This window comes from Paenibacillus sp. OAE614 (genome assembly GCF_040546645.1).
Lineage (GTDB): Bacteria > Bacillota > Bacilli > Paenibacillales > Paenibacillaceae > Paenibacillus_AQ > Paenibacillus_AQ favisporus.
Map to the genome: position 1 here is coordinate 5,919,948 of NZ_JBEPOD010000001.1, position 20,281 is coordinate 5,940,228.

Annotated in this window: 21 protein-coding genes; 5 read left to right on the forward strand and 16 right to left on the reverse strand. The window is 55.5% G+C overall.

The window, feature by feature from the left end:
• Positions 1-104: 104 nt before the first annotated feature.
• The 4 genes from ABIE48_RS27215 to ABIE48_RS27230 all read right to left on the reverse strand — a co-directional run bounded on the left by ABIE48_RS27215 (position 105) and on the right by ABIE48_RS27230 (position 2,991).
• Positions 105-986 (reverse strand): diacylglycerol kinase, encoded by an 882-nt coding sequence (locus ABIE48_RS27215; RefSeq protein ID WP_076176778.1) that lies wholly within the window; start codon positions 984-986, stop codon positions 105-107.
• Between the two features lie 48 nt (positions 987-1,034).
• Positions 1,035-1,814, reverse strand: coding sequence for a sirohydrochlorin chelatase (locus ABIE48_RS27220; RefSeq protein ID WP_192717185.1), 780 nt, complete (start codon positions 1,812-1,814; stop codon positions 1,035-1,037).
• A gap of 1 nt (position 1,815) precedes the next feature.
• Positions 1,816-2,106 (reverse strand): YerC/YecD family TrpR-related protein, encoded by a 291-nt coding sequence (locus ABIE48_RS27225; RefSeq protein ID WP_076176780.1) that lies wholly within the window; start codon positions 2,104-2,106, stop codon positions 1,816-1,818.
• Positions 2,107-2,754: 648 nt separating this feature from the next.
• Positions 2,755-2,991: a hypothetical protein gene (locus tag ABIE48_RS27230; RefSeq protein ID WP_192717186.1), complete on the reverse strand. Its 237-nt coding sequence runs from the start codon at positions 2,989-2,991 to the stop codon at positions 2,755-2,757.
• A 237-nt stretch (positions 2,992-3,228) separates the two neighbouring features.
• Between ABIE48_RS27230 and ABIE48_RS27235 the strand changes: the two genes are divergently transcribed.
• The gene (locus ABIE48_RS27235) at positions 3,229-3,816 is read left to right on the forward strand and encodes a hypothetical protein (protein WP_145028347.1); all 588 of its coding nucleotides are present in this window, start codon (positions 3,229-3,231) and stop codon (positions 3,814-3,816) included.
• A gap of 402 nt (positions 3,817-4,218) precedes the next feature.
• Here the strand turns inward: ABIE48_RS27235 and corA are convergent, their stop codons facing one another.
• The 4 genes from corA to ABIE48_RS27255 form a co-directional block, all read right to left on the reverse strand.
• Positions 4,219-5,178, reverse strand: coding sequence for a magnesium/cobalt transporter CorA (gene corA, locus ABIE48_RS27240; RefSeq protein WP_076176783.1), 960 nt, complete (start codon positions 5,176-5,178; stop codon positions 4,219-4,221).
• Between the two features lie 219 nt (positions 5,179-5,397).
• A complete protein-coding gene (locus ABIE48_RS27245) occupies positions 5,398-6,387 on the reverse strand; it encodes an inorganic phosphate transporter (protein WP_145028345.1) in 990 nt (329 codons plus the stop codon).
• 16 nt (positions 6,388-6,403) lie between these two features.
• On the reverse strand, positions 6,404-7,018 hold the full coding sequence (locus ABIE48_RS27250; RefSeq protein WP_076176785.1) for a DUF47 domain-containing protein: 615 nt from the start codon (positions 7,016-7,018) through the stop codon (positions 6,404-6,406).
• Positions 7,019-7,247: 229 nt separating this feature from the next.
• A complete protein-coding gene (locus ABIE48_RS27255) occupies positions 7,248-8,360 on the reverse strand; it encodes a DUF3048 domain-containing protein (protein WP_192717187.1) in 1,113 nt (370 codons plus the stop codon).
• Between the two features lie 482 nt (positions 8,361-8,842).
• On the opposite strand from ABIE48_RS27255, the gene ABIE48_RS27260 reads away from it, so the two are divergent.
• Positions 8,843-9,388, forward strand: a complete 546-nt coding sequence (locus ABIE48_RS27260; RefSeq protein ID WP_105442486.1) for a DoxX family protein — start codon at positions 8,843-8,845, stop codon at positions 9,386-9,388.
• 242 nt (positions 9,389-9,630) lie between these two features.
• Here ABIE48_RS27260 and ABIE48_RS27265 read toward each other — a convergent pair whose 3' ends face one another.
• The 3 genes from ABIE48_RS27265 to ABIE48_RS27275 all read right to left on the reverse strand — a co-directional run bounded on the left by ABIE48_RS27265 (position 9,631) and on the right by ABIE48_RS27275 (position 12,026).
• On the reverse strand, positions 9,631-10,413 hold the full coding sequence (locus tag ABIE48_RS27265) for a DODA-type extradiol aromatic ring-opening family dioxygenase (RefSeq protein WP_192717188.1): 783 nt from the start codon (positions 10,411-10,413) through the stop codon (positions 9,631-9,633).
• Between the two features lie 184 nt (positions 10,414-10,597).
• Positions 10,598-11,428 carry an alpha/beta hydrolase gene (locus tag ABIE48_RS27270; protein WP_076176789.1) on the reverse strand — a complete coding sequence of 277 codons (831 nt, stop codon included), beginning with the start codon at positions 11,426-11,428 and terminating at the stop codon, positions 10,598-10,600.
• Between the two features lie 121 nt (positions 11,429-11,549).
• On the reverse strand, positions 11,550-12,026 hold the full coding sequence (locus ABIE48_RS27275) for a hypothetical protein (RefSeq protein ID WP_145028341.1): 477 nt from the start codon (positions 12,024-12,026) through the stop codon (positions 11,550-11,552).
• Positions 12,027-12,273: 247 nt separating this feature from the next.
• Between ABIE48_RS27275 and ABIE48_RS27280 the strand changes: the two genes are divergently transcribed.
• Together ABIE48_RS27280 and ABIE48_RS27285 are read left to right on the forward strand one after the other, a co-directional pair.
• Positions 12,274-12,396: a hypothetical protein gene (locus tag ABIE48_RS27280; RefSeq protein ID WP_256992987.1), complete on the forward strand. Its 123-nt coding sequence runs from the start codon at positions 12,274-12,276 to the stop codon at positions 12,394-12,396.
• Between the two features lie 80 nt (positions 12,397-12,476).
• Entirely contained in the window at positions 12,477-13,142 is a 666-nt protein-coding gene (locus ABIE48_RS27285) for a DUF1129 family protein (RefSeq protein WP_192717189.1), read from the forward strand.
• 169 nt (positions 13,143-13,311) lie between these two features.
• Here ABIE48_RS27285 and ABIE48_RS27290 read toward each other — a convergent pair whose 3' ends face one another.
• Positions 13,312-14,523 (reverse strand): chromate transporter, encoded by a 1,212-nt coding sequence (locus ABIE48_RS27290; RefSeq protein WP_192717190.1) that lies wholly within the window; start codon positions 14,521-14,523, stop codon positions 13,312-13,314.
• A gap of 279 nt (positions 14,524-14,802) precedes the next feature.
• Here ABIE48_RS27290 and ABIE48_RS27295 point away from each other — a divergent pair, with 279 nt between their 5' ends.
• Positions 14,803-15,744: a hypothetical protein gene (locus ABIE48_RS27295; RefSeq protein WP_192717191.1), complete on the forward strand. Its 942-nt coding sequence runs from the start codon at positions 14,803-14,805 to the stop codon at positions 15,742-15,744.
• A gap of 248 nt (positions 15,745-15,992) precedes the next feature.
• Here the strand turns inward: ABIE48_RS27295 and ilvA are convergent, their stop codons facing one another.
• From ilvA to ABIE48_RS27315, 4 genes are all read right to left on the reverse strand, one after another.
• Positions 15,993-17,225, reverse strand: a complete 1,233-nt coding sequence (gene ilvA / locus ABIE48_RS27300) for a threonine ammonia-lyase IlvA (protein WP_354520722.1) — start codon at positions 17,223-17,225, stop codon at positions 15,993-15,995.
• A gap of 432 nt (positions 17,226-17,657) precedes the next feature.
• Positions 17,658-19,145 carry a PH domain-containing protein gene (locus ABIE48_RS27305; protein WP_192717193.1) on the reverse strand — a complete coding sequence of 496 codons (1,488 nt, stop codon included), beginning with the start codon at positions 19,143-19,145 and terminating at the stop codon, positions 17,658-17,660.
• Complete coding sequence (locus ABIE48_RS27310; protein WP_192717194.1) at positions 19,135-19,599, reverse strand: PH domain-containing protein; 465 nt, start codon at positions 19,597-19,599, stop codon at positions 19,135-19,137. Before ABIE48_RS27310 ends, ABIE48_RS27305 begins: the two co-directional genes overlap by 11 nt.
• The gene (locus tag ABIE48_RS27315) at positions 19,596-20,228 is read right to left on the reverse strand and encodes a TetR/AcrR family transcriptional regulator (protein WP_192717195.1); all 633 of its coding nucleotides are present in this window, start codon (positions 20,226-20,228) and stop codon (positions 19,596-19,598) included. Before ABIE48_RS27315 ends, ABIE48_RS27310 begins: the two co-directional genes overlap by 4 nt.
• Positions 20,229-20,281 lie beyond the last annotated feature (53 nt).

Below are 20,281 nucleotides of genomic sequence, written 5' to 3' on the forward strand. Positions count from 1 at the left end.
AACTCCCCTGCGATGATCCACCGCCTGCCCAGCTTCCCTACGGCCGGATGAACCATTCTGTTCCTATCCCTGTTGTCTATATCGAAGTATGTCAAAAACAAGCCTTACGCAAAAATCCGCAAGTGCTGCGGCAGCACCGAAAACTGCCCCGGCAGCGTTCCGCCAAGCTCTCCGTCCAGGTTGAGCAGCACCTTGCCTGGGGACGTCACTTCCATCGATCTCGTGCGGAAGTAGACAACCTTCTTGTCGTTGAAATGCTCGCCGCGCAGCGCGAGGCTGACCAGCCGCACGAATTCGGCCAGATTGCATTTCTTGAGGGCGATCACGTCGAGCAGGCCGTCGTCGATCCGCGCGCCCGGCGCGAGCTTCTCGAAGCCGCCGACGGAGTTCGTGTTCGTGATCAGGAAGATCATGAACTCGTCATGGATCGTCTCCTGGCCCTCGGCATTGATGATCAGCTCCTGCGGAGACAGGCTGACCATCTTCTCCACGCCTTTAATATAATAAGCGAGCTGGCCGATCATCGTCTTCAGCCGGCTGGGCACGTCGTATGTCAGCTCTGTGAGCGTGCCTCCGCCCGCGATGTTGATGAAATACCGGTCATTCGCCTTGCCCACGTCGATCGGCCGGGTCTGCTGGCGGATGACCAGATCGCAGTAGTCTTCCCAGTTCCTCGGAATGCCCAGCCCCCGCGCAAAATCGTTTGTCGTTCCGACCGGGAACACGCCGAGCGGCGGCAGGTTATCCCGCTCCGCCATGCCGTTGACGACCTCGTACAGCGTGCCGTCCCCGCCGGCGGCAATGATCATGTCGTACCCCCGCTCCACGGCGTCGATGGCCGCCTTCGTGGCGTCCCCTTCGCCCATTGTGGCATGGCAGGAAGCCTCGATGCCGCCCTGATCGAGCCGGTGCAGAATGTCCGGCAGACGCCGGCGCATTTCCTCCCGGCCTGAGGTGGGATTATAAATCAAACGTGCTCTTTTCATACATACGCCACCTAATAAGTTGATAATTTCCGAATAAGCGCCTGTTCCTTACAATGACGCATCAGCATCACGCCCAAGCCAGCTCCGGATCTGCCGTTCCATCCAATGGGTCAGCAGCGGGTGCGGCAGCAGCGCTTCACCTGAATACCGGTAATTTAACCCGTCCAGCCGCTGCGGAATCACCGTCCGGGTGAAATAGCCGTCACTCAAAAAGAGCGGAGCTGCAATCACCTGCATTCCGCGTTCCTTCTGCCAGTATTCCACCTTCGCCCGCACGCTGTCGGGCCGAAGCAGGGCATAGTCCGCCGCGGCCAGGCCGCCGATCGCCCGGGTGCTCTCCGCCAGGCGCGAGAGACCTTCCTCCCAGCGCTGGCGGAAGCCGTCGTGGCTGCTGCCGTGACCAACAAGAATAAGAACCTCCTCGCCGGGGTTCTTCGATTCCGTCTTCACTTTATCCCACACCATGCGGGCCACGTCCGGATCGTTGTCGATCGGCTCTCCGTACAGAATATTCGCCCGGATGCGAAATGGCTCCAGGTCCGTGTCGATGGTCGGGGCGTCAATGACACCGAGCGCATATGCGATTTCATTCACATGGGTGCTGCCCGAAGAGACAAACAGCGGAATCACCAGTATATCCGTTACGCCCTGACGCTCCAGATCATCGATCCCGTCCTGAATCAAGCGGCCTTCCACGATCTCCAAGAACGAAGCCGCCACAGGGAGTTCTCCCCGCAGCGGCAGCTGCCCAACGGCATCGTCGACCAGCTGGACCCAGGAGGATTCCCTGGAGCCGTGACTGATAACAAGTACCCCCGGTTTGCGCATATTAACGCCCGAGACGCTCTAACGTCATTTTATACCCTTCGTTGCCATAATTCAAACAGCGCTTCACACGCGAAATGGTGGCCGTGCTGGCTCCCGTCTCCGCCTCGATCTGATTGTACGTGCTGCCCTTGCCGAGCATGCGCGCCACTTCCAGACGCTGGGAGAGGGATTGGATTTCGTTGACGGTACACAGATCATCGAAAAATACGTAGCATTCCTCTACATCTTTAAGAGTTAAAATGGCTTCAAAAAGTTGGTCGATGCTTTTATCATTAAGTTTCTTCAGCTGCACTGAAATATCATCCCCTATTGTAACTATTGCCTATTCAGGATTTTGCTCCCGTCACAGGGTCTTTCCACATTTAATATCGGTCAATCCGTGTTCAAATGATAGTCCTCTATGTACTCCCATTGTACCGAGCCGGTATGAACTTTTCAAGCGTTAACGGATTCACGCACTGAAGAGTTGCATGGCAGCAGGCCAAATAAAGCGACATGGATCCGCCGCCCGGTCCCCGATGCCCTTCCACGGTTAAAATGCATAGAACACCACCTTCCACTTGAAAGCGCTTAAATTATACATCATCTTGACGGGCTTGTACATGTTTTGGTGGATCATTTCCAATTCCCGGCATTGGACTCCGGGTTGTGCTCACAAGTTTGCGATATTCCTTCTCCCGATCTTCCGCACACGCACCAACCGGGCCTCCGCTGAATCTTGTAGGGTAAGAGGTCTGGGATCCTTGAATGCCGACTTTTGTGCAAAAGAAAAACCGCCCGATATGGCGGCATGGCACGTCGCTCTGATGTTGGTGTCTACTCATTCCGAACTGGATGGTCCTTCTCTATGTCGTGCCCATTCATTCCAGATCCGAAGCTCCTTCTCTATGTCGTGTCCATTCATTCCAGATCCGAAGCTCCTTCTCTATGTCGTGCCCATTCACTCCGGATCCGAAGCTCCTTCATTGGCTTGTGCGTTCTTCTCCTTATGATAATCCTCCCAAAGTGGGGCGATGTATCGTTCCAACGAGTTTACGATCTCATTTCTCCGGCCTTCTTCGATATTGACCGTGTCATTTAAAATATCGTTCCGAATCCGGATGAGCACAAATAGTGGAGGTAATGCCACCTCACGCAGCGCCTGAATCATATGTTCTTCTTGGGACGAAATATCCATCACGGCATCTTCCTTTTCTGTTTGGGATGAGCTCATTATAAACCGTGACATTAGTGTCAGGGTCAAGCAAAAATAAGCCGCATTCCAACGTTGCCTACCGTTTCATCCGCTGCTTCCGCGCCGCCTGGGCATCCGCCCGTTTCCGCTCCTATCCCTGTCTACCGGGCTAACGTCCATACATTATGTTTGCCCAGCACATACAGTATAGTAAATCATTCCAAAAAGGAAAGTGATATCATGCCTGAGCATTACTACCATAAGTCAAAGGCAAAGCCCAAAGCTGACCACCGCTCGCTGAACGAATTTGCCTCCCCATATCCACAGTCCCCGTATCCCGGCATTCAAGGCTATCCGGACTTTGGAGCACCCGGCGGATTACCCGGAGGCGCTCCCGGGTTTGCGCCTTATTACGGACCTGAAGGGTTGGCAGGTACGGCGGAGATCATCCCGCCAGTATCCGCAGCCGCCTCTGCTGCTCCCGCGGCAGCCGCAGCCGCCGCACCGGTCGCTGCCGCAGCCGAAACCGCCAAAACCGGCTTTTCCCTCGCCCAGCTCGGCGACCTCAAGGGACTGATCGACCGAGTGGGCGGCATCGACGGCATCGTGAACTCCGTCGGCAAATTCCAGAAGGTGATGACCGGTATGCAGCAGATCGCCCCGATGTTTAAGCTGTTCGCGGGTCTCGGTAAAGGCAAAACCAACAGCAGCAATGATGGCGAGTACAGACCGCGCCGGAAGAAGAAGTCCAAAAAGTCGACTTCCAAGAAAAAATCGTCGTCGAAGAAGAGCTCGTCGAAAAAAACATCCAAGAAGAAGCGCAGCTGACGCCAAAAAATCCACTACCATTGCCGTTTAAGAGTCGAACAAAGCCTTCGTTGGTGCGATGAGCCGGTGTCATGAACCGGTGCCATATCATACCTCATGGCATATCGTACCTCATGCCCTATCGTACTCACCATTCACAGTATCGATACCCTCATGTCGCCCATTTTACCGAAAGAATAACGATGAATCCCTCTTCGCCACCATATCATGCCCAAAGAACATACAAGCGCCAGGTCCAAGCGCAGAAGTCTCTCCACTTCCGTGCTTGGCCTGGCGCATTCCGTTCTACCATACGTTGTCTTGTCCTGCCGCCCCGTTCTACTTTATCCTGCTCTTGGCCGATTGCCCCCGTTCTACCCTGCCACACTCTTGGCCTGAAGCAATCCTAGATAGTCCTTACCCCTATTTGAACCATCCGCGCTTCGTGAACCACAGCACCATGCCCGCCCCCAGCAAGAACATGAGCAGCATGACGGCGGGGTAGCCGTACTTCCAGTTAAGCTCGGGCATATTGACGAAGTTCATGCCATAGATGCCGGCGATGAGCGTCAGCGGCATGAAGATGACGGTAATGACCGTCAGCGTCTTCATGATGGCGTTTGCCCGGTTGGAGTTGAGCGAGATGTAGCTGTCGCGCAGGTCGGCGGTCATTTCGCGGTCGGCCTCGATCATGTCGGTCAGCTTGAGCAGATGGTCGTAAATATCGGCAAAATACACTTTGTGCTCGCTGTTGTTCTGGACATGCTGGGAGTTGACGACCCGGTACAGCAGATCGCGCATCGGCACGATCGTCCGCCGCAGCTTCAGCAGCCGGCCGCGCAGGTCGAACACCTGGTTCATCAGCTCCTCGACCGATTCTTTGCCGCCGCGGTTCTCCAGGTCGGCCAGCTCATCCTCGATTTTGTACAAACTCGGAAAATAGCGGTCCACCAGGTGGTCCATGATCGTATAGGCGCAGGATACCGGGCCGCGCGCCCAGATTTTGCGGTCATGGGCATGCTGGAGGATCTGCTCCCAGGCGTCGTCGACGACCGGCAGCTCTTTGAGATGAAAGGACACGAGCAGATCGTGCCCGAGGAAGAGGTCCACCTCATCCACCCCTAGCGTATCGGGATCGAGTGCATGCAGAACGAAGAACTGCAGATCCTCGTACATATCCAGCTTCGGCCGCTGCAGCACATGCATGCAGTCCTCGACCGCCAGCGGGTGAAAATGAAAATACGTATGTAAAAGGGCGGATTCTTCTTCGGTCGGACCGTTGAAATCCACCCACATCCAGGCATAGTCCTCCATCCGGGCTTCTTCCAGCGAAATTCCCGTCAGCACCTCATGGGTATGGGTAATGGCAAGCGTGCGTATCATCGGCGTTCAGCGAAGCTCCCCTCTAGCGGCTTATGTTGCGGCTCCGGCAGAAGCGGAGCACTTTATATGTATGTTCTGATCTATCTTAGTATTGTACAGCATCCGTTCGAATGAAGTCACGCCGGCGACGTTTTTGCGCAACAAAAAAGCCAACCCTTTGACGATTGGCCCCCACTCTACTCCAAATGTGTACATCTATATATATGAGATTAACCAAGGTTAGAAAAAGATTTTAAAGATAATGCCCGCCAGCACCGCTGAAATCGGAATGGTAATGAACCAGGTGATGACGATTCTTCCGGCCAGCGACCATTTTACTTCGGAAAAGCGCTTCGCGCTGCCCACGCCGAGAATAGCGGACGTAATTGCGTGCGTCGTACTGACTGGCAGGTGCAGGAGCGTTGCCGAGAAAATGACGGAAGCGGACGAGAAGTCTGCCGCAAAGCCGTTGATCGGCTCGATTTTGAAAATTTTCGTACCCATCGTCTTGATGATTTTCCAGCCGCCGATGGACGTGCCGAGCGCCATGGAGGTCGCCGCAGCGATTTTAACCCAGAGCGGAACTTCGAGCGTCTCCAGCCGGCCCGATGTTACCAGCGCCAAGGTGATGATCCCCATCGCCTTCTGTGCATCGTTTGTGCCGTGCGTGAACGACTGCAGCGCCGCCGTAATGATCTGCATAAACCGGAAGCCTTTATTGACCGTATGCGGACTGCGTTTGGCAAAGATCCACTTCAGAATCGTCATGACGATATAGCCGATCACAAATGCGATTAGAGGGGATAACAGCAAGCCTTCCACAATTTCCGTAAAGCCGCTCCACTTGATATGGCTTGAGCCTGCTCCGACGTACACCGCTCCGGCCAGCGCACCGATGAGTGCGTGTGACGAGGAGGACGGGATGCCGAGCCACCAGGTGACGAGGTTCCAAATGATCGCCGCCAGCAGCGTGGCTATGACGACTTCGAGCCCGTTATTCAGCGTCGAGGGGTCGGTGACACTGCCGCCGATTTTCTTCGCGACGCCCGTAAACATAATCGCGCCGACAAAGTTCATGACCGCCGCCAGAAGGATAGCCGTCCGCGGCTTCAGCGCCCGTGTCGACACGGACGTGGCAATCGCGTTCGCCGTATCGTGGAAACCGTTGATAAAGTCAAACGCCAGCGCCAGAATGATGACTATGGTAAGTACAAATAATGATGTCTCCATGTGTCTCCAAAACCCCTTACGAGTTGCTCATAATGATCGATTCCAGCATGTTGGCCACGTCTTCGCAAGCGTCGGTGGTCGTCTCAAGGCGTTCGTAAATTTCCTTGCGCTTGATCAGCTCGATCGGATCGGTCACTTTCGCAAACAGCTCTTTAATACAAATACGAAGCAGCTCGTCGCCCTGGTTCTCCAGGTCGTTCAGGCGGATCGTATATTCACGCATGGCCAGCAGCTTCTTCTGGGACAGCAGGTGGATCGCTTTCTGAATTTCATAAGCCGACTGACGGAGAATTTCCGCGAATTGCACGATATACTCATCCGGATCCGGGAGATGGTACATGTCGAAACGGGAAGCGCAGGCCTCCAGCCCGTCCATCACATCATCCATGGTGGTTGTCAGGTCCATGATGTCGTCACGTTCGATGGGCGTAATGAATGTCTTGTTGAGTTCTGTAATAATCGTGTGCGTGTAATCGTCACATTGCGACTCGAATCTCTTCATTTCGTTGGCAAAAACAAGCACATCTTGCAGATTGTCCACATGCTGGGCGAAATAATCGGCAGCCTGCACAATCGTATCGGCCATATTCTCCAGGGTTTGGAAAAATATGTCCTTTTTCTTCAATCTCATACGATAACCCCTTTACATAAGTTTGCATAAACACCGCAAAAACATGAGAATGACAACCCTTGTTATCTTATCAATCCGTCCTACGGTTTGTAAAGATAAGCGGCTTTCAATTTTAATGCAATGTAAACTCGCTGCCGAATTTATATATTAAACTTACCCATTCCCTGCCAAAATATCCGGTGAAGTGACAATTCCCGCAAGGATTCGCCATCCTTCCCCTATTTTTCCGTCATTTGAGAAGCTGAAGATGGCTGTCGAAAGATGGCGCATTCGGCACGATGTTAAAATACGTGGTTCCCGGGTAGAGCGGCACCTCCTGGCCGTCTTTTACAAAGCGGATGACATCCCCTTTGGCGCGCACCCACTTGCCCTCCAGCACCTTGCCCCGCTGCAGCAGCACGGCCTTCCCGCCGGAAGATACATCGATGTCCAGCCGGCCCACATCGTCCAGCACCTTCTGGTCGGCACCCAGCACGATGACGTTCGCTGCGGTCAGCTGCTCGTTGTTGTTCAGGTCGATATGCGGCTTGCCGTTAATGAAGCGCTGATAGAGCTTAGTGGCGGTATCATATTTATAGGAAACTTTATAGCTCTGGAGCAAAAAGGTGACGTCGACGCCCGCAGCGTCCTCGCCCTCGGGAACGCTGTCGTCCGCCGGATCGTGAAAAAGATACGACTTCAGCTCCACATGCTCCGCGTATCCGCGCTTGTCCGCTCCCTCGCGCAGCTTGTCCGCGCTCGAATACAGATTGTGCGGCGCCTTGCGGCTCTTGTCGCGCCAGAAGTACGGCCCGGCGTTGCTGATCTCGTCCAGGTCCTCCTTGTGCTGGCGCTGGATGATCGCGTAAGCGTCGTTGCTGCCCCCGGCATGCACCAGCACGCCGCCGTAGCTCTCGCCCAGATCGATCAGATACGGGCGGATGCTGCGGATCGGCCCGATGGTCTCCTCGGCGCCCCGGCTCTGGAAGATGCCGATCAGCCGCGTGATCCCGCCCTCAGCCAGCACTTCATAGACGATGTCGGCCTGGCTCAGGCCCGACTGCGGCCGTGCCGCCGGCGCGTTGTTGATCATCACCGCCAGCGGCCTCTTGTCTGCCGGCTGCTCCACCGGCAGCCCCGTCAGCGGCGCCGTATAGGCCGCCGGCTCCTGCTCCGCCCCTTCCGGCGGCGCGGTCTCCTCCGGCGCCGGCTCGTCCTGCGCCGGCTGCTGCTCCCCGGCGGCTGGCGGCTGCGGCGCCTCCGCCGCTTTCTCGGTGCAGGCAGCCAAGAGCGCGCCGCTCAGCGTCAGGCACAGCAGTGTGCCTGCCAGCTTCCTCCAGCCTGTACTCCACGTATCGTTCATTCGCTTGGATTCATCCCTTCATCGTAAACTCCCGGTCATCCCCTGCTGTCTTTGTGTGGCTCGTCCACACATGCTTTCCTTCCATTTAATCACAAAAGGGCGGCATCTGTCTGTGTTTTCAGGCAGATTGGCGGGCCGACGGACTCGCACTAGCGGGCGTTTGATCCTGATCCCAAGCAGATTGACGGACCACACTGCGGTGGACTACAGGCATAACTTGAGAGACACGCGAGGGATTGAACTCCGGGTACGGCTACACTGAAGGATATTTATTTTTTCGACTCCCAAAACATCCCGTTTTTCGGATAAATCCAGCTTAGCGTCCGAAGCTTAAACATAACTGAAATCTTTTTTCGTATTTTGTTGGATGTGTGATATATATCACAGTTGTTGTGAAATTTTTCACTTATAATAAAGACATCAAAGATGATCATCTTCCACAAGCAACACATCCCAAAGAAAATAAAGGAGTGGAACAAATCATGTTCAACCATTGGCTTAGAAATCACAAAGTAGCAAGCTGGCTGCTGACCATCGTCCGGATCTACCTGGGGTACAGCTGGATCAAAGGCGGTATCGAGAAACTGACCGGAGGCTTCGATGCCGGCGGATTCCTGCAGGGGGCGATTGCCAAAAGTACCGGTGATCACCCGGCCGTTCAAGGCTGGTGGGCAGCCTTCCTGGAGCACGCGGCCCTGCCGGGCGTCAAATTCTTCAACGTCCTGATCCCGCTCGGCGAAACGCTGGTCGGCCTGGGGCTGATCCTCGGCACCTTCACCACCTTCGCCGCCCTGATGGGTATGGTGATGAACGCGGCGTTCCTCTTCTCGGGCACCGTAAGCACCAACGCGCAAATGCTGCTGCTTGAAATGTTCATCGTCGTCGCTGCCGCCAACGCCGGCCGTATCGGTCTGGACCGCTGGGTACTGCCTTACCTCCGCGGCTTGTTCCACCGGCATCATGACGGCATGGATCCCACGCCGGCACCCGCACCAGGCATGAATGGCAAGAGCAAGGGCGCCGCTTAACTTCAGGAGCAAGCGGACGGCCCGCAACCAGCACCGTCCACTCGGCTGAAGCGCGAATCCCGCGGACAGCCGGTTGGACGGATGCGGACCGCCGCTTTCCCCATATACTGCTTTTGAACGTTCCCCCGTTCAAACAAGAAACGAGCCGGCAAAGATGCCGGCTCGTTTATATTTTACAGGACTTTCGGCGCTTCGCCGGTCCATCTTCAAAATGCAATCTTGCTGCCAGCCTTCCGATCGGTTCAAGACCCGCCGAACATCCAGCAGTTCAGGCTGAGGCTTCCATATTGGTACGTCTGGATCAGCCGTTTGGCCTTCGCCTCGTCGCTCGCTGCGCCCATCGCGTAGAACAGCGGAGCGAAATGCTCGGTCCCGTATGATGGAACGGCTTCGCGCGCATGCGGTGCTTTTTTGTCGTAGTTAAACAGCTCTTTCAGGTTCCAGGTCTCCAGATTCCGGGCAATCCATTCGTCGAATTCGACCGCCCAGGCTTCCGGTTCATCAGTCTGGCTGATCAGCCGCAAGTTATGAACGAGGCCGCCGCTGCCGATGATCAGGACGTTGTCCTGCCGCAGCTCCTTCAGCATCGCACCAATGGCGTACTGCTCCTCAGGTGACCGCCGTGAATCCACGGACAGCTCAATGACCGGGATGTCCGCGTTCGGGTACATTTTGCTCAGGATGACCCAGGCGCCATGGTCCAGACCGCGTCCCAGAACAGGCTCGTAATGCAGGTTGCCCGCTTCGAACAGGCTGGCGATTCTTTGGGTGACAGCTGCCGACCCTTTAGCCGGGTAGCGGAGCTCGTACATCACTTCAGGAAATCCGTAAAAGTCATGCATCGTATCGTGAGATTCGTCCACTGTCATCGATTGCTCTGGACTGTCCCAATGTGCTGAGAAGACGACGATGGCTTCCGGGGCAGGCAGCTCCCGTCCCAGTGACTCCAAAAACCGCGAATACTCGTGATCCTCCAAAGCGAGCATGGGTGAACCGTGGGCTACAAATAGTGCTGGTAATGTCATCGATGTCAACCTCCACACGCCAGTATACGTTGCTGTTTCTATTGTACCGTGTATGCAGAGAGATTTCCAATTTCCGCCCGAACATACGGTCCGCCAGCCCGCCTGCCTTGGATCGCCGCCCCGCCTCGTTATCCACGCCTACCATGCCTGGTGTCTGCCTGAGATAACCGAACCTCGTAACGTTCTAGATCATCCAGTGCTGCCATTCCTGTTGAACGGCTTCCTGGTCGTTCAGCCACTCCTTCGTGCAATGGATCACCTGTCTGCGGTGAGGTCCCGAGGAATACGTATGGTCCGCCTGGAAAATAATCTCCTTGTCGCAGCGCCCCTCGTTGCGCATCCAGAACACCTTTTGATACAGGAATGCATAGTCCACCGGGATGGTGTCGTCCGACGTTCCATGGATGATGAGCACGTCGCCGCCGAACTTTACCGCTTCCTGCAGCGGCTGATACTGGCCGAGCGAGTCGAAGAATCCCGGGGTGAAGTCATAGCCTAGGTAATCCGAGTACCCGGATTTCACCGCGGTGTCGTAAACGTCTCTGCCGGTGATTTTCAAAATATCGCTGAGCGGATATCCGACCGACGACCACAGCACCAGGCTCTTCACGCGGCGGTCGCGGACAGCCGTCAGGATGGCCACCACGCCTCCCAGGCTGTGCCCGATCAAGGTGACGCGCGTCGGATCGACATCCACGCAGCTCATACCGTAGTCGAGCACCGTCCGGGTCTGGGCGATCATCGACTCCAGCCCTTCCATCCCGTAGCTCCCGCTGCTCTCGCCGCATCCGGCATAGTCGAAGCGCAGCACCATGTATCCTTCCCGCGCCAGCTCACGCGCGGTCTTCACGAACAGCCGGTCCACGCCGATCCGGCTCCCGACGAACCCGTGGCAGATGATCACCAGCGGGACGCGGTCCTTGGACCGGCCTTCCTTGCCTTCCTGTTTCACCGGATAGTGCAGGCTCGCCGCCAGCTCCTCCTGTTCGTGCCGGATCGTAATATTCCGCTCCATCATAACTCCTCCGTCCCCGTAAAATTTATATATTGATAATTCCGATAAGTTTAATGTGATATCAGAATTTATCTTATCACCACGGGGTGGAGAGTGTCAATTGAAAAAGCGGCTTATGCCTCTATTCGTAACTGCGGCGGAACATCGAATGGGTTTCCTCCCGGCCTTCCCAATCGGTCAGCAGGCTGTTCTCCGGACTTACTTCCAGCACGTTCTGCGGATGCCAGCTGCCGCGCTCCTCCCTGGACTCGGGCTCATTAAGCCAGCCGTAAGCTTCGATCGGCTCCTCGGCCATTTCACTTGTGAATTCGCCCGCCGTCCGAGGCCCGATCCCGTTATCTTCGGCAGCCGGACCTACGCCCCGCATGCCGTTGCCGACATCGACCGGGCCAACGCCCCGAAGCTCGTGATCGCTGATGCGATTCGCTTGCCCTGCCTGCTGCCCGGATACAGACGGCTGACCGCCTTCTTCTCCCTTTGTCCGTGCCTGTTCGGCCGCTGCTTCGGACCCGTTCAGTGACCCCAGCGCGGCCATTTCCACGATCCATCCTCTGCTCTTGCTGTCCCACACATATTTCTGCTTAAAGTTGTCGCTCACGACAAGGTCACCCCCTGGTCAGATTAAATATTTGATGCATATTGACCTATTGTCACGCGCAGCCGGGCGGATTATTCGGGTGTCGTTAAATGTTCACAAAATTGAGGGAGACGGGAGACTACTGCTGGGCTGTGGAGCGTTAGCTATGGACCATCGCTGCGCCTCATATCCCCCTTGCCTGCATGGAAAACAAATGTGCGGCAGAAACTAGGTCTACTTATCATTTTTGTGAGGGGATGGATCATCCATGTGGGACCATGTCATGACGTTTGCCCAGGAAAAACCGCTGTCGATCGTTCTGATCGTCTGCGTCATTATCGCCATCATTTATGTGGCGGTGCACTATGAAATGCTCTTTTTCAAGGAATAGAGGGGCGGTATCCCTTGAAGGCTGCCTTGCAAACGGCCGGGGCTGTTCCTATACTTGGGGTATATGGAGGAGCGTACAGAATGACGATCAAGCAAATGATTCAAGAAAATAACAGGCTGCGCGAACGCATGACCACGGCGAACCGGGATTACGTGGAGGATGTCATCATCGCGGTGCGCAGCACCCGGGCCGATCGGCAGCAGGCCGAGAAGAAGCTGCTCGAAGTGGCTTCGGACGTGCTGAAGGCCCAGGAAGCCGGCCGCACGGCATCCCAGCTGTATGGCGAAGATCCGGCGGCCTGTGCCCGCAGCATCGCGGATGGGCTGCCGAAGCGTAAAGCCATCAAGGGAGCCGCCTATTACATCATGATTCCTTGGGCGGCGTTCACATTTCTGTTTTTGGTCGAGGCGGTGTTCGGACTGGTCGCCGAATGGAGCGGCTATGCAGGGGAACCGATCAATCGGATCAGCCTGCTGGCGCTGATCGTATTGGCCGCAGGCTCGATTCTGCTGACCGAGCTCGTCACCAAGACCCTGAATAAACCAGGCAGCGATGAGGGCTCCGGCAAGCCCAAGATCGATTTAAAGGCGATCGGAGTGTACTTGATCATCCTCATCATCGTCATGATCATCGGGTTCTCGATGCGGACCATGCTGCCGGTCTTCACTGTCAACCCATGGGTAAGCCTGGTGATCGGATTGGTTGGGCTGGCCGGGCTGCGGTTTATCTTTCTAAGAAGAGGCTGATTCAGTGAACGAGGGTGGCTGGACAAAGGCGCTTTGGCCCAACGTTTACGGATAGCCCGAACATAGCGAAAATCCCCTTTAAGCAGGCAGGTGCTGAATGGCAGCGCTGCGCTTGCTCGAAGGGGATTTTTCGTTTTTGGCTATATATACGCCAGCCTCTAAGATCCACTCATATCCATCCGATAATCATTCCGGCTAACGCGCCGGCAAGAACAACAATCCAAGGCGGGAGCTTCCAGAAGACAAGCAGGATAAATAACAATAGAGCCAAGGCAAAATCAACCGGTGCCGTAACAGCTGTCGTCCAGATCGGAACATAGAATGCCGCTAACAAGATGCCGACCACGGCAGCGTTAATCCCAATTAGCGCACCTTGCACCCTGGGGCTGTTACGGAGGCCGTTCCAGAACGGCAGCGCTCCGGCAACCAGCAAAAAAGCAGGCAGGAAAATCGCCACTGTCGCAACAATAGCACCTGTGATTCCGCCGGACATCGCCCCGAGGTATCCTGCAAAAGTAAACAGCGGCCCGGGAACGGCCTGCGCCGCCCCATAACCGGCAAGGAAGTCTTCCGGACTTACCCAGCCCGTCGGCACGACCTCGCGCTCCAGCAAAGGCAATACGACATGTCCGCCGCCAAACACCAATGACCCCGAGCGGTAGAAGCTGTCGAACAGGGCCAGCCATTGGATATCAAACATTTGTCTTAGGAGCGGCAGCGCAGCGAGCAGGCCGAAAAACAGAACAAGGCAGCCGATCGCGAAAGGTTTACTCACCGGCATCCGCAGGCTCTGGCTGCCAGGATCCGAACGCTTCTTGTACAGCCACAGCCCGATTATACCCGCGGCGGCAATGATGAGCACTTGTGTATAGGCTGTCGGCCATAGTAACACAAGCGCGGCAGCGCCGACCGCGATCGTGACCCGGGACCGGTCCGGGGTCAGCTTTTGGCCCATGCCCAGCACAGCCTGGGCGACAATAGCGACAGCCACGATTTTCAGCCCATGTATCCAGCCTGCATTCGCGATATCGAAGCCTTGAAGCAATAAGGCGAACAGAACCAGGAGGATCACGGAAGGCAGCGTAAAGCCCAGCCAGGCCATCACACCGCCCCACAGGCCCGCCCGGAGGATGCCAATCCCGATGCCGACCTGGCTGCTTGCCGGACCGGGCAAGAACTGGCAGAGGGCCACAAGATCCGCATAGGCTTTTTCGTCCATCCACTTCCTGCGCCGAACGTATTCGTCATGGAAGTAGCCCAGGTGGGCAATCGGACCGCCAAAGGAGGTCAGGCCTAATTTGGTGGAGACGCGAAGCACCTCCCAGAGTGAGCCTGATTTTGCATTGGTAGCTTCTAAGGTTTGTTGTGGTTCAGGGTTCAAGCCAATCGCTCCCTAACGTTATTTTTACGGTGCTTGCTGCCGGCAAATCAAATCCATCATACACGTTATATGTTGTATGTAGATTAATGGAGTATCAAAAGACTCAAAACAAGTGAGAAACAATACGAATCCCTGATATTAGTTCTATGGAATACTGTGAAATTCCCCTGTCACCAAAATCCATCGCTAAAAGTTTACAAGTCGGAAACAAGTTGAGATCAAAGCGAAACAACCTTCGGGTAATATGTTCATATACCAAACAGGAGGTTGAACACACCTATGAAAAAAACAGTTACCGCGGCCACAGCCGCTGCCCTTATGATTGCCCTTACCTTGCAAACCGGAGCCGGAGCGGTTCATGCAGCCACCGCGCAGCCTGCCGCTACCAAATCGGCAGTTTCTGCCGCCGTCTCGGCCAAAACGAAGCACGCTAACGCCATTTACAACCACATGATGGAGCTGCTGAAGAAACCGGCGAAGCAGTCGGAGGCATTGGCCTACATGGAAAAAAACATTTATCAAGTGACGCCATATCAGGCGATGCTGATGGCCCTCAAGATGGAGAACGCCGAAAACGCCAATCTGGAAGCGTGGAACCAGAAATTTTACAAAGACAACGTTCAGCGCAGCCTCATGAAGCTGATGAAGCAAGGCGACGACCTGACTTCCCTGATCAATAAGACGAGCGACAAAAACCTGAAAGCCCTCTTCAAAGGCGCCCGCGACAGCGGATATCGTCTCGAAACGGCTGAAGGTATGTTCTACCTGGTGCTGGACTACCCGCGGTTCCAGAAGGTTCGCCCTTACGTGACCAACGATATCAAGAGCTATATCGATATCATGACGGCGGAGACGAAAAACCGCTTTGCCAACGACGCAGCGCTGTCGATCAGCTGGCAGGAAGTCATCAAGCGTGCCCAGACCCAGGAAGCTTTCGTGAAGTCGTATCCGAAATCCAACCGGGTAACCCAGGTCAAAGCGCTGTACCAGCTGTATCTGTCCATCAGCATGAACGGCCTCAACAACACGCCGATGTTCGACTATGTCAGCAAGAAAATCGATCCAGAGGCCAAAGCCGCGCTGGAAGCTGCCGTCAGCAAAGGAAACCCGGCCACGAGCGGTTACCTGAAGCGCATCAAGGGATTCCTTGATATCGTGAACAAAAACAACGACACCCTGACGCCGGAAGTCCGGAACTACATCAATTCCGCGCTGAAATAATGCCGTTCGTTCATCAGACGAAACTTTTATCGGCTGAATCATCAACCGGATAAAAAATCGTCTATCGACGTACATTCTCCGAAGCTGATCCTTTGTCATATTTAAAAATAGAAAAGGGAGACCGCTGCGATGGTTGCAGGGTCTCCCTTTTTGTAGTTTGGGCGGGCGGAAGCGGATTGCTCCCATGTTGGCACGGTGCACCAAGGGGCGAGAATATCAGCATCCGCCGCCGGCAATCGGCCGCTCTATTAAATCAGCATGTTATACAGGCTGGAATCCTTGTTCAGCTCAGTATATTTTAGACCTTTCCGGTTCATGCGCTCGATGAGTGGCTCATAATCCTCGCGGCTGTTCAGCTCGATGCCGACGAGCGCCGGTCCGTTCTCTTTGTTGTGCTTTTTCGTATACTCGAAGTTGGTGATATCGTCTCCCGGCCCGAGCACGTCTTCCAGAAATTCGCGGAGCGCCCCGGAGCGCTGCGGGAAATTGATCATAAAATAGTGCTTAATGCCTTCGTACATGAGCGAGCGCTCCTTGATCTCCTGCATCCGGTCGATGTCGTTGTTACCGCCGCTGATGATGCAGACGATCGTCTTGCCGCGGATTTCATCCCGGTACAGGTCCAGCGCCGCGACCGGCAGCGAGCCTGCGGGCTCAACGACGATTGCATTTTCGTTGTACAGCTCCAGGATGGCCGTGCAGGCTTTGCCTTCCGGCACTTTGACGACGTCGTCCAGCAGGCGCGAGCAGATGTCGTACGGGGTGTCGCCCACCCTTTTCACGGCTGCTCCGTCGACGAACTTGTCGATCTCGTCCAAGGTGACAACGCCCTGCTGAGCCAGCGCCTCGCTCATCGATGCCGCGCCTTCCGGCTCGACGCCGATCACTTTGGTCGCCGGGCTGACCGTCTTGATGTACGTCGCCACGCCTGCCGCCAGTCCGCCGCCGCCGATGGTGACAAACACATGGTCTGCAGCCGAATCCAGGCTTTCCATCACTTCCATCGCAATCGTGCCGTTCCCTGCAATGATCTTAGGCTCGTCAAAAGGATGGATAAACGTCATGCCCTCGCGGTCGCAGGCCTTGATCGCCTCTGCGTATGCGTCGTCGAACGTGTCTCCGGTCAGAATGACTTCCACGTTGCTTCCGCCAAAGCGCTTGACCTGCTTCACCTTCTGGTTCGGGGTCGTGCTCGGCATGTAAATTTTCCCGTGAATATTCAGCGCATGGCAGGAAAAGGCCACACCCTGCGCATGGTTGCCTGCACTCGCGCACACGATCCCCTTCGCCATCTCCTCCGGCGACAGGCTGCGGATCATATTGTAGGCCCCGCGGATCTTGAAGGAACGCACGACCTGCAGATCCTCCCTTTTCAAAAACACGTTGCATTCGTATCTCGCCGACAGAACCGAGTCCCGCTGCAGCGGCGTCCGTACGATAACCTCCCGCAGCACGTGGTGTGCCCGGACGATATCTTCCATGCTGACGGTGCGGGGCTTGTCTGCCGCGCTTTCTCTTTCAGCGTTCACAACAGTGACTCCTTCGGCGCCAGCTGAAGGCTGGGCCTGCGTTTCCTTACCGGTATCTTTCATCTCTTGTTCTCTCCTCACTCCGCTAACCCTCTTTTTAAACGGACGTTTTTATATTACTCAGTAACTTAACGCTTTTGCGGTTTTTTTTCAAGAGGCTCTCTCCCGGCGGGCGCCTATTTTTGAAGATTATAGAATTTATAAAATTCAGCGAAGCTGAACCATTCTATAATCGCAAGAAAAACTTCAGCTAAACGCGGTCTGTCTTCTTTGAAAGTACGTCGATAGACGTTTTTCTTATGGCGTTTTTCCCTAATTGCGCCAACCGTCAGTTTGATAACAAAAAAAGCCCTCCCACTCGCTTCGCGGTGAAAAGGCCATCAGCTACTGTTTTCCGGAAAGCCAATCGGTGAGCATGTCGACATCGGAGGCCGAGGCATGCCGCAGTGAAACTTTGTCTCCGGATTTACCGGACGCTACTGCCACTTTCAGCGTGGCCAGCTCTTTTCCCGCCTGGAATGGAGTCTGCGAGGTTTTGTGCCACTGTACCTTGGAAATCGGGATCAGCACTGTTTTCTCGGAAAAGCTCCCATAGCGGATGTGAAGCTGGTTCTCCTCCCGGCTCCATGCCGCCCTCCGGTATTCCAATGATGACGCTGCCCAGGCAAAGAGGGGAAGAACCCATGCAAGCCACCGCCACACGCCGGGCGCGAGCAACCAGGCGGCTGCCGCCAGGATGATACAGATGAGAACAGGCAGCACGGTGTAAGAACGGTAAGATTTACGGCTGACCTGGTTCCAGGTCTGCGGCAGGCGGAAGCCCGGCAGAAACGCTGCCATACGTATAGGAAGCTCGTCATAACGGACAAGCGGAAACAAATCGACGGCCTTTTTCTCCTCATCCGAGCTGCCTGCGATGACCATTCGAACCGAAGCCCGGCGAAGCAGCTTGTGCAGCGGGTTCTGGGTGATGCGGATCGCCTGAATCCGGTGCGGCTTGATGACGGTTCTTTTCTTTTCCAATAAGCCCCGCTCGATAGTTAACGTACGGCCCTCGGCCTCAACCCGAAAGCCGTACTCCAGTAAGAAGGCGCCTGCAAACGCGAGCAGCCAGGAAAGGATCGCAAGGATGACGACGAGTCCCGGGATTCCGAGGACCATCAGCCGCGGGGACAGCTGATCCCATACCGGCGTATCCCTCACCCATTCATCCCACAGCTTCAAGCCTCCCCCTACGATCACCATCCAGAGGATCGAGAATTTGCCGCTTGTTGTGCTTAGAATCAGCGTTTGGCCTAGTGACAGCCGCATGCTGTTCAGGGGAGCGGCGCTCGGCCGTCCAGCCTGAACGGGGGAATCTTCGGACGTGTCAGATACCGCCTTCTCCGGGTCTGCCATGCCGATCTCTCGCTGAATCCGGGCGGCCTCCGCGGCAGAAATGGAACTGAGCACGGCCTCCGGCTCTTCTTCACCCCCGGACGTCTCCATTTCCAGGCGAACGAGCCCGAACATTCGATCATACAGGCTGACTGTGATATTCAGAGACTGAATGCGTTCCTTGGTGATCCATAGTTTTCGGCGGACCCACAACCCGTGTTCCATATAAAGGACGCCATCCTCCACCCGGTACACAAAACGGCGCCAGCGCAGCCAAGCGAACACGATCAGCATGACCGCAGCCGCCGCAATCACGCAAACGGTCAGCACGATGCGGTCGATCTCTTTTCCAAATACGCGATGGATCAGAAAAATACAGAATGGAATCAAAGGCAGCAAACCCGCCAGTTCCTTCCCGGAATGAATCAGAAAGTACAGAATGGATACGGGATGCAGCCGCCGGTTGGCCGGCAAGGATCCTGGATTAGAGTTCACCGTCCGTCCCCCCTGCCCACTCCGAAATCTGCTTGCGAATATTCTCAGCTTCGTGCTCTGACAATGCAGGAATGCGATGGCTGCCGGCTGCGGTGGAGAACGTGACGGTGGACAGTCCATAAATCTTCTGGATCGGCCCTTGCTTGGAATCCACATGCTGAATACGCACCATCGGGATCAACGTTTTCCTGCGCACCCAGACGCCGTGATTCAGCTCTACGTTCTTTTCCGTAATCTCATATCGCCAGAACCGGTACAGCAAACCGGGCAGCACCGCCAGCTCAAGCACGATAAACAGCAGGACGGCGGCCGCACTCCATCCCGCAATCCAGACGGGCCAGCTGTAAGCCATTGTCAGCCATAGAAGTGCGATAATCAGCACGACACTGATCGCGCTGGCGATCCACCCTTCCATTCTTCGCGCTTTCACCGCCCTCGGATCGATCCGTTTCATGACTGCTCTCCTCCTTCCGCAGACGAATCCGCTGGATGAGATGGACGGTGGACTGCCGATAGAAACAGGTCGGCAAGTTCCGCCGCGTATCCCGAAAGGTCCAGGCCGGGATTGACGAGCAGCTGGCTTGCGACGCCGTCAATGGCGCTGCGGATGGCCGCTGCAGTCACACGAGCGGAGCGTTCGGTAAACGGCTTGAACTCTCCGGCCTCCTGCCCCCATCGCAATATTTCAATAAGAGGCTCCAGGATCAAGTCATCGGCGGCTCCTCCGAATCGGAGCTTTCCGTCCGCCGTACGCGCATTTGTGACGACTTCCGTTAAAGCTACGATATAGTCACGGTGCCCGCCCATAAATTCCAGGTTCGACTCGATATAGGCCTTCAGCATCCCGCCTGGTGTCGTCTGTCCCTCGACTCGTGAAGACATGAAGCGTGCTCCGGCATCAAAGACCTCATGGACGATTTGCTCCATTAACTCATCCTTGCTGGCGAAGTGGTAGGTGAACACGCCTTTGCTTACACTGGCACGCTTGACGATTTGTCCCACCGAGGCCTGGGCGTAACCAAGCTCGGCAATCGTATGGATTGCGACCTCCACGATTTGCTGCCTTCTCTTCGATTGTTCCATTGACTCCCCCGCCCCCTATTGGAGTTCAGCTGCTTCGTAGATTCTAACAAATC

What these genes read in the sequence shown, in the direction of transcription:
- ABIE48_RS27235 (WP_145028347.1), top strand. Translation starts at nt 3,229, where the DNA reads ATGCCTGAGCATTACTACCATAAGTCAAAGGCAAAGCCCAAAGCTGAC.
- ABIE48_RS27220 (WP_192717185.1), bottom strand. Translation starts at nt 1,814, where the DNA reads ATGCGCAAACCGGGGGTACTTGTTATCAGTCACGGCTCCAGGGAATCC.
- ABIE48_RS27245 (WP_145028345.1), bottom strand. Translation starts at nt 6,387, where the DNA reads ATGGAGACATCATTATTTGTACTTACCATAGTCATCATTCTGGCGCTG.
- ABIE48_RS27230 (WP_192717186.1), bottom strand. Translation starts at nt 2,991, where the DNA reads ATGGATATTTCGTCCCAAGAAGAACATATGATTCAGGCGCTGCGTGAG.
- ABIE48_RS27255 (WP_192717187.1), bottom strand. Translation starts at nt 8,360, where the DNA reads ATGAACGATACGTGGAGTACAGGCTGGAGGAAGCTGGCAGGCACACTG.
- ABIE48_RS27295 (WP_192717191.1), top strand. Translation starts at nt 14,803, where the DNA reads ATGAAAAAAACAGTTACCGCGGCCACAGCCGCTGCCCTTATGATTGCC.
- corA (WP_076176783.1), bottom strand. Translation starts at nt 5,178, where the DNA reads ATGATACGCACGCTTGCCATTACCCATACCCATGAGGTGCTGACGGGA.
- ABIE48_RS27315 (WP_192717195.1), bottom strand. Translation starts at nt 20,228, where the DNA reads ATGGAACAATCGAAGAGAAGGCAGCAAATCGTGGAGGTCGCAATCCAT.
- ABIE48_RS27260 (WP_105442486.1), top strand. Translation starts at nt 8,843, where the DNA reads ATGTTCAACCATTGGCTTAGAAATCACAAAGTAGCAAGCTGGCTGCTG.
- ABIE48_RS27270 (WP_076176789.1), bottom strand. Translation starts at nt 11,428, where the DNA reads ATGGAGCGGAATATTACGATCCGGCACGAACAGGAGGAGCTGGCGGCG.
- ABIE48_RS27250 (WP_076176785.1), bottom strand. Translation starts at nt 7,018, where the DNA reads ATGAGATTGAAGAAAAAGGACATATTTTTCCAAACCCTGGAGAATATG.
- ilvA (WP_354520722.1), bottom strand. Translation starts at nt 17,225, where the DNA reads ATGGAAGATATCGTCCGGGCACACCACGTGCTGCGGGAGGTTATCGTA.
- ABIE48_RS27310 (WP_192717194.1), bottom strand. Translation starts at nt 19,599, where the DNA reads ATGAAACGGATCGATCCGAGGGCGGTGAAAGCGCGAAGAATGGAAGGG.
- ABIE48_RS27280 (WP_256992987.1), top strand. Translation starts at nt 12,274, where the DNA reads ATGTGGGACCATGTCATGACGTTTGCCCAGGAAAAACCGCTGTCGATC.
- ABIE48_RS27265 (WP_192717188.1), bottom strand. Translation starts at nt 10,413, where the DNA reads ATGACATTACCAGCACTATTTGTAGCCCACGGTTCACCCATGCTCGCT.
- ABIE48_RS27285 (WP_192717189.1), top strand. Translation starts at nt 12,477, where the DNA reads ATGACGATCAAGCAAATGATTCAAGAAAATAACAGGCTGCGCGAACGC.
- ABIE48_RS27215 (WP_076176778.1), bottom strand. Translation starts at nt 986, where the DNA reads ATGAAAAGAGCACGTTTGATTTATAATCCCACCTCAGGCCGGGAGGAA.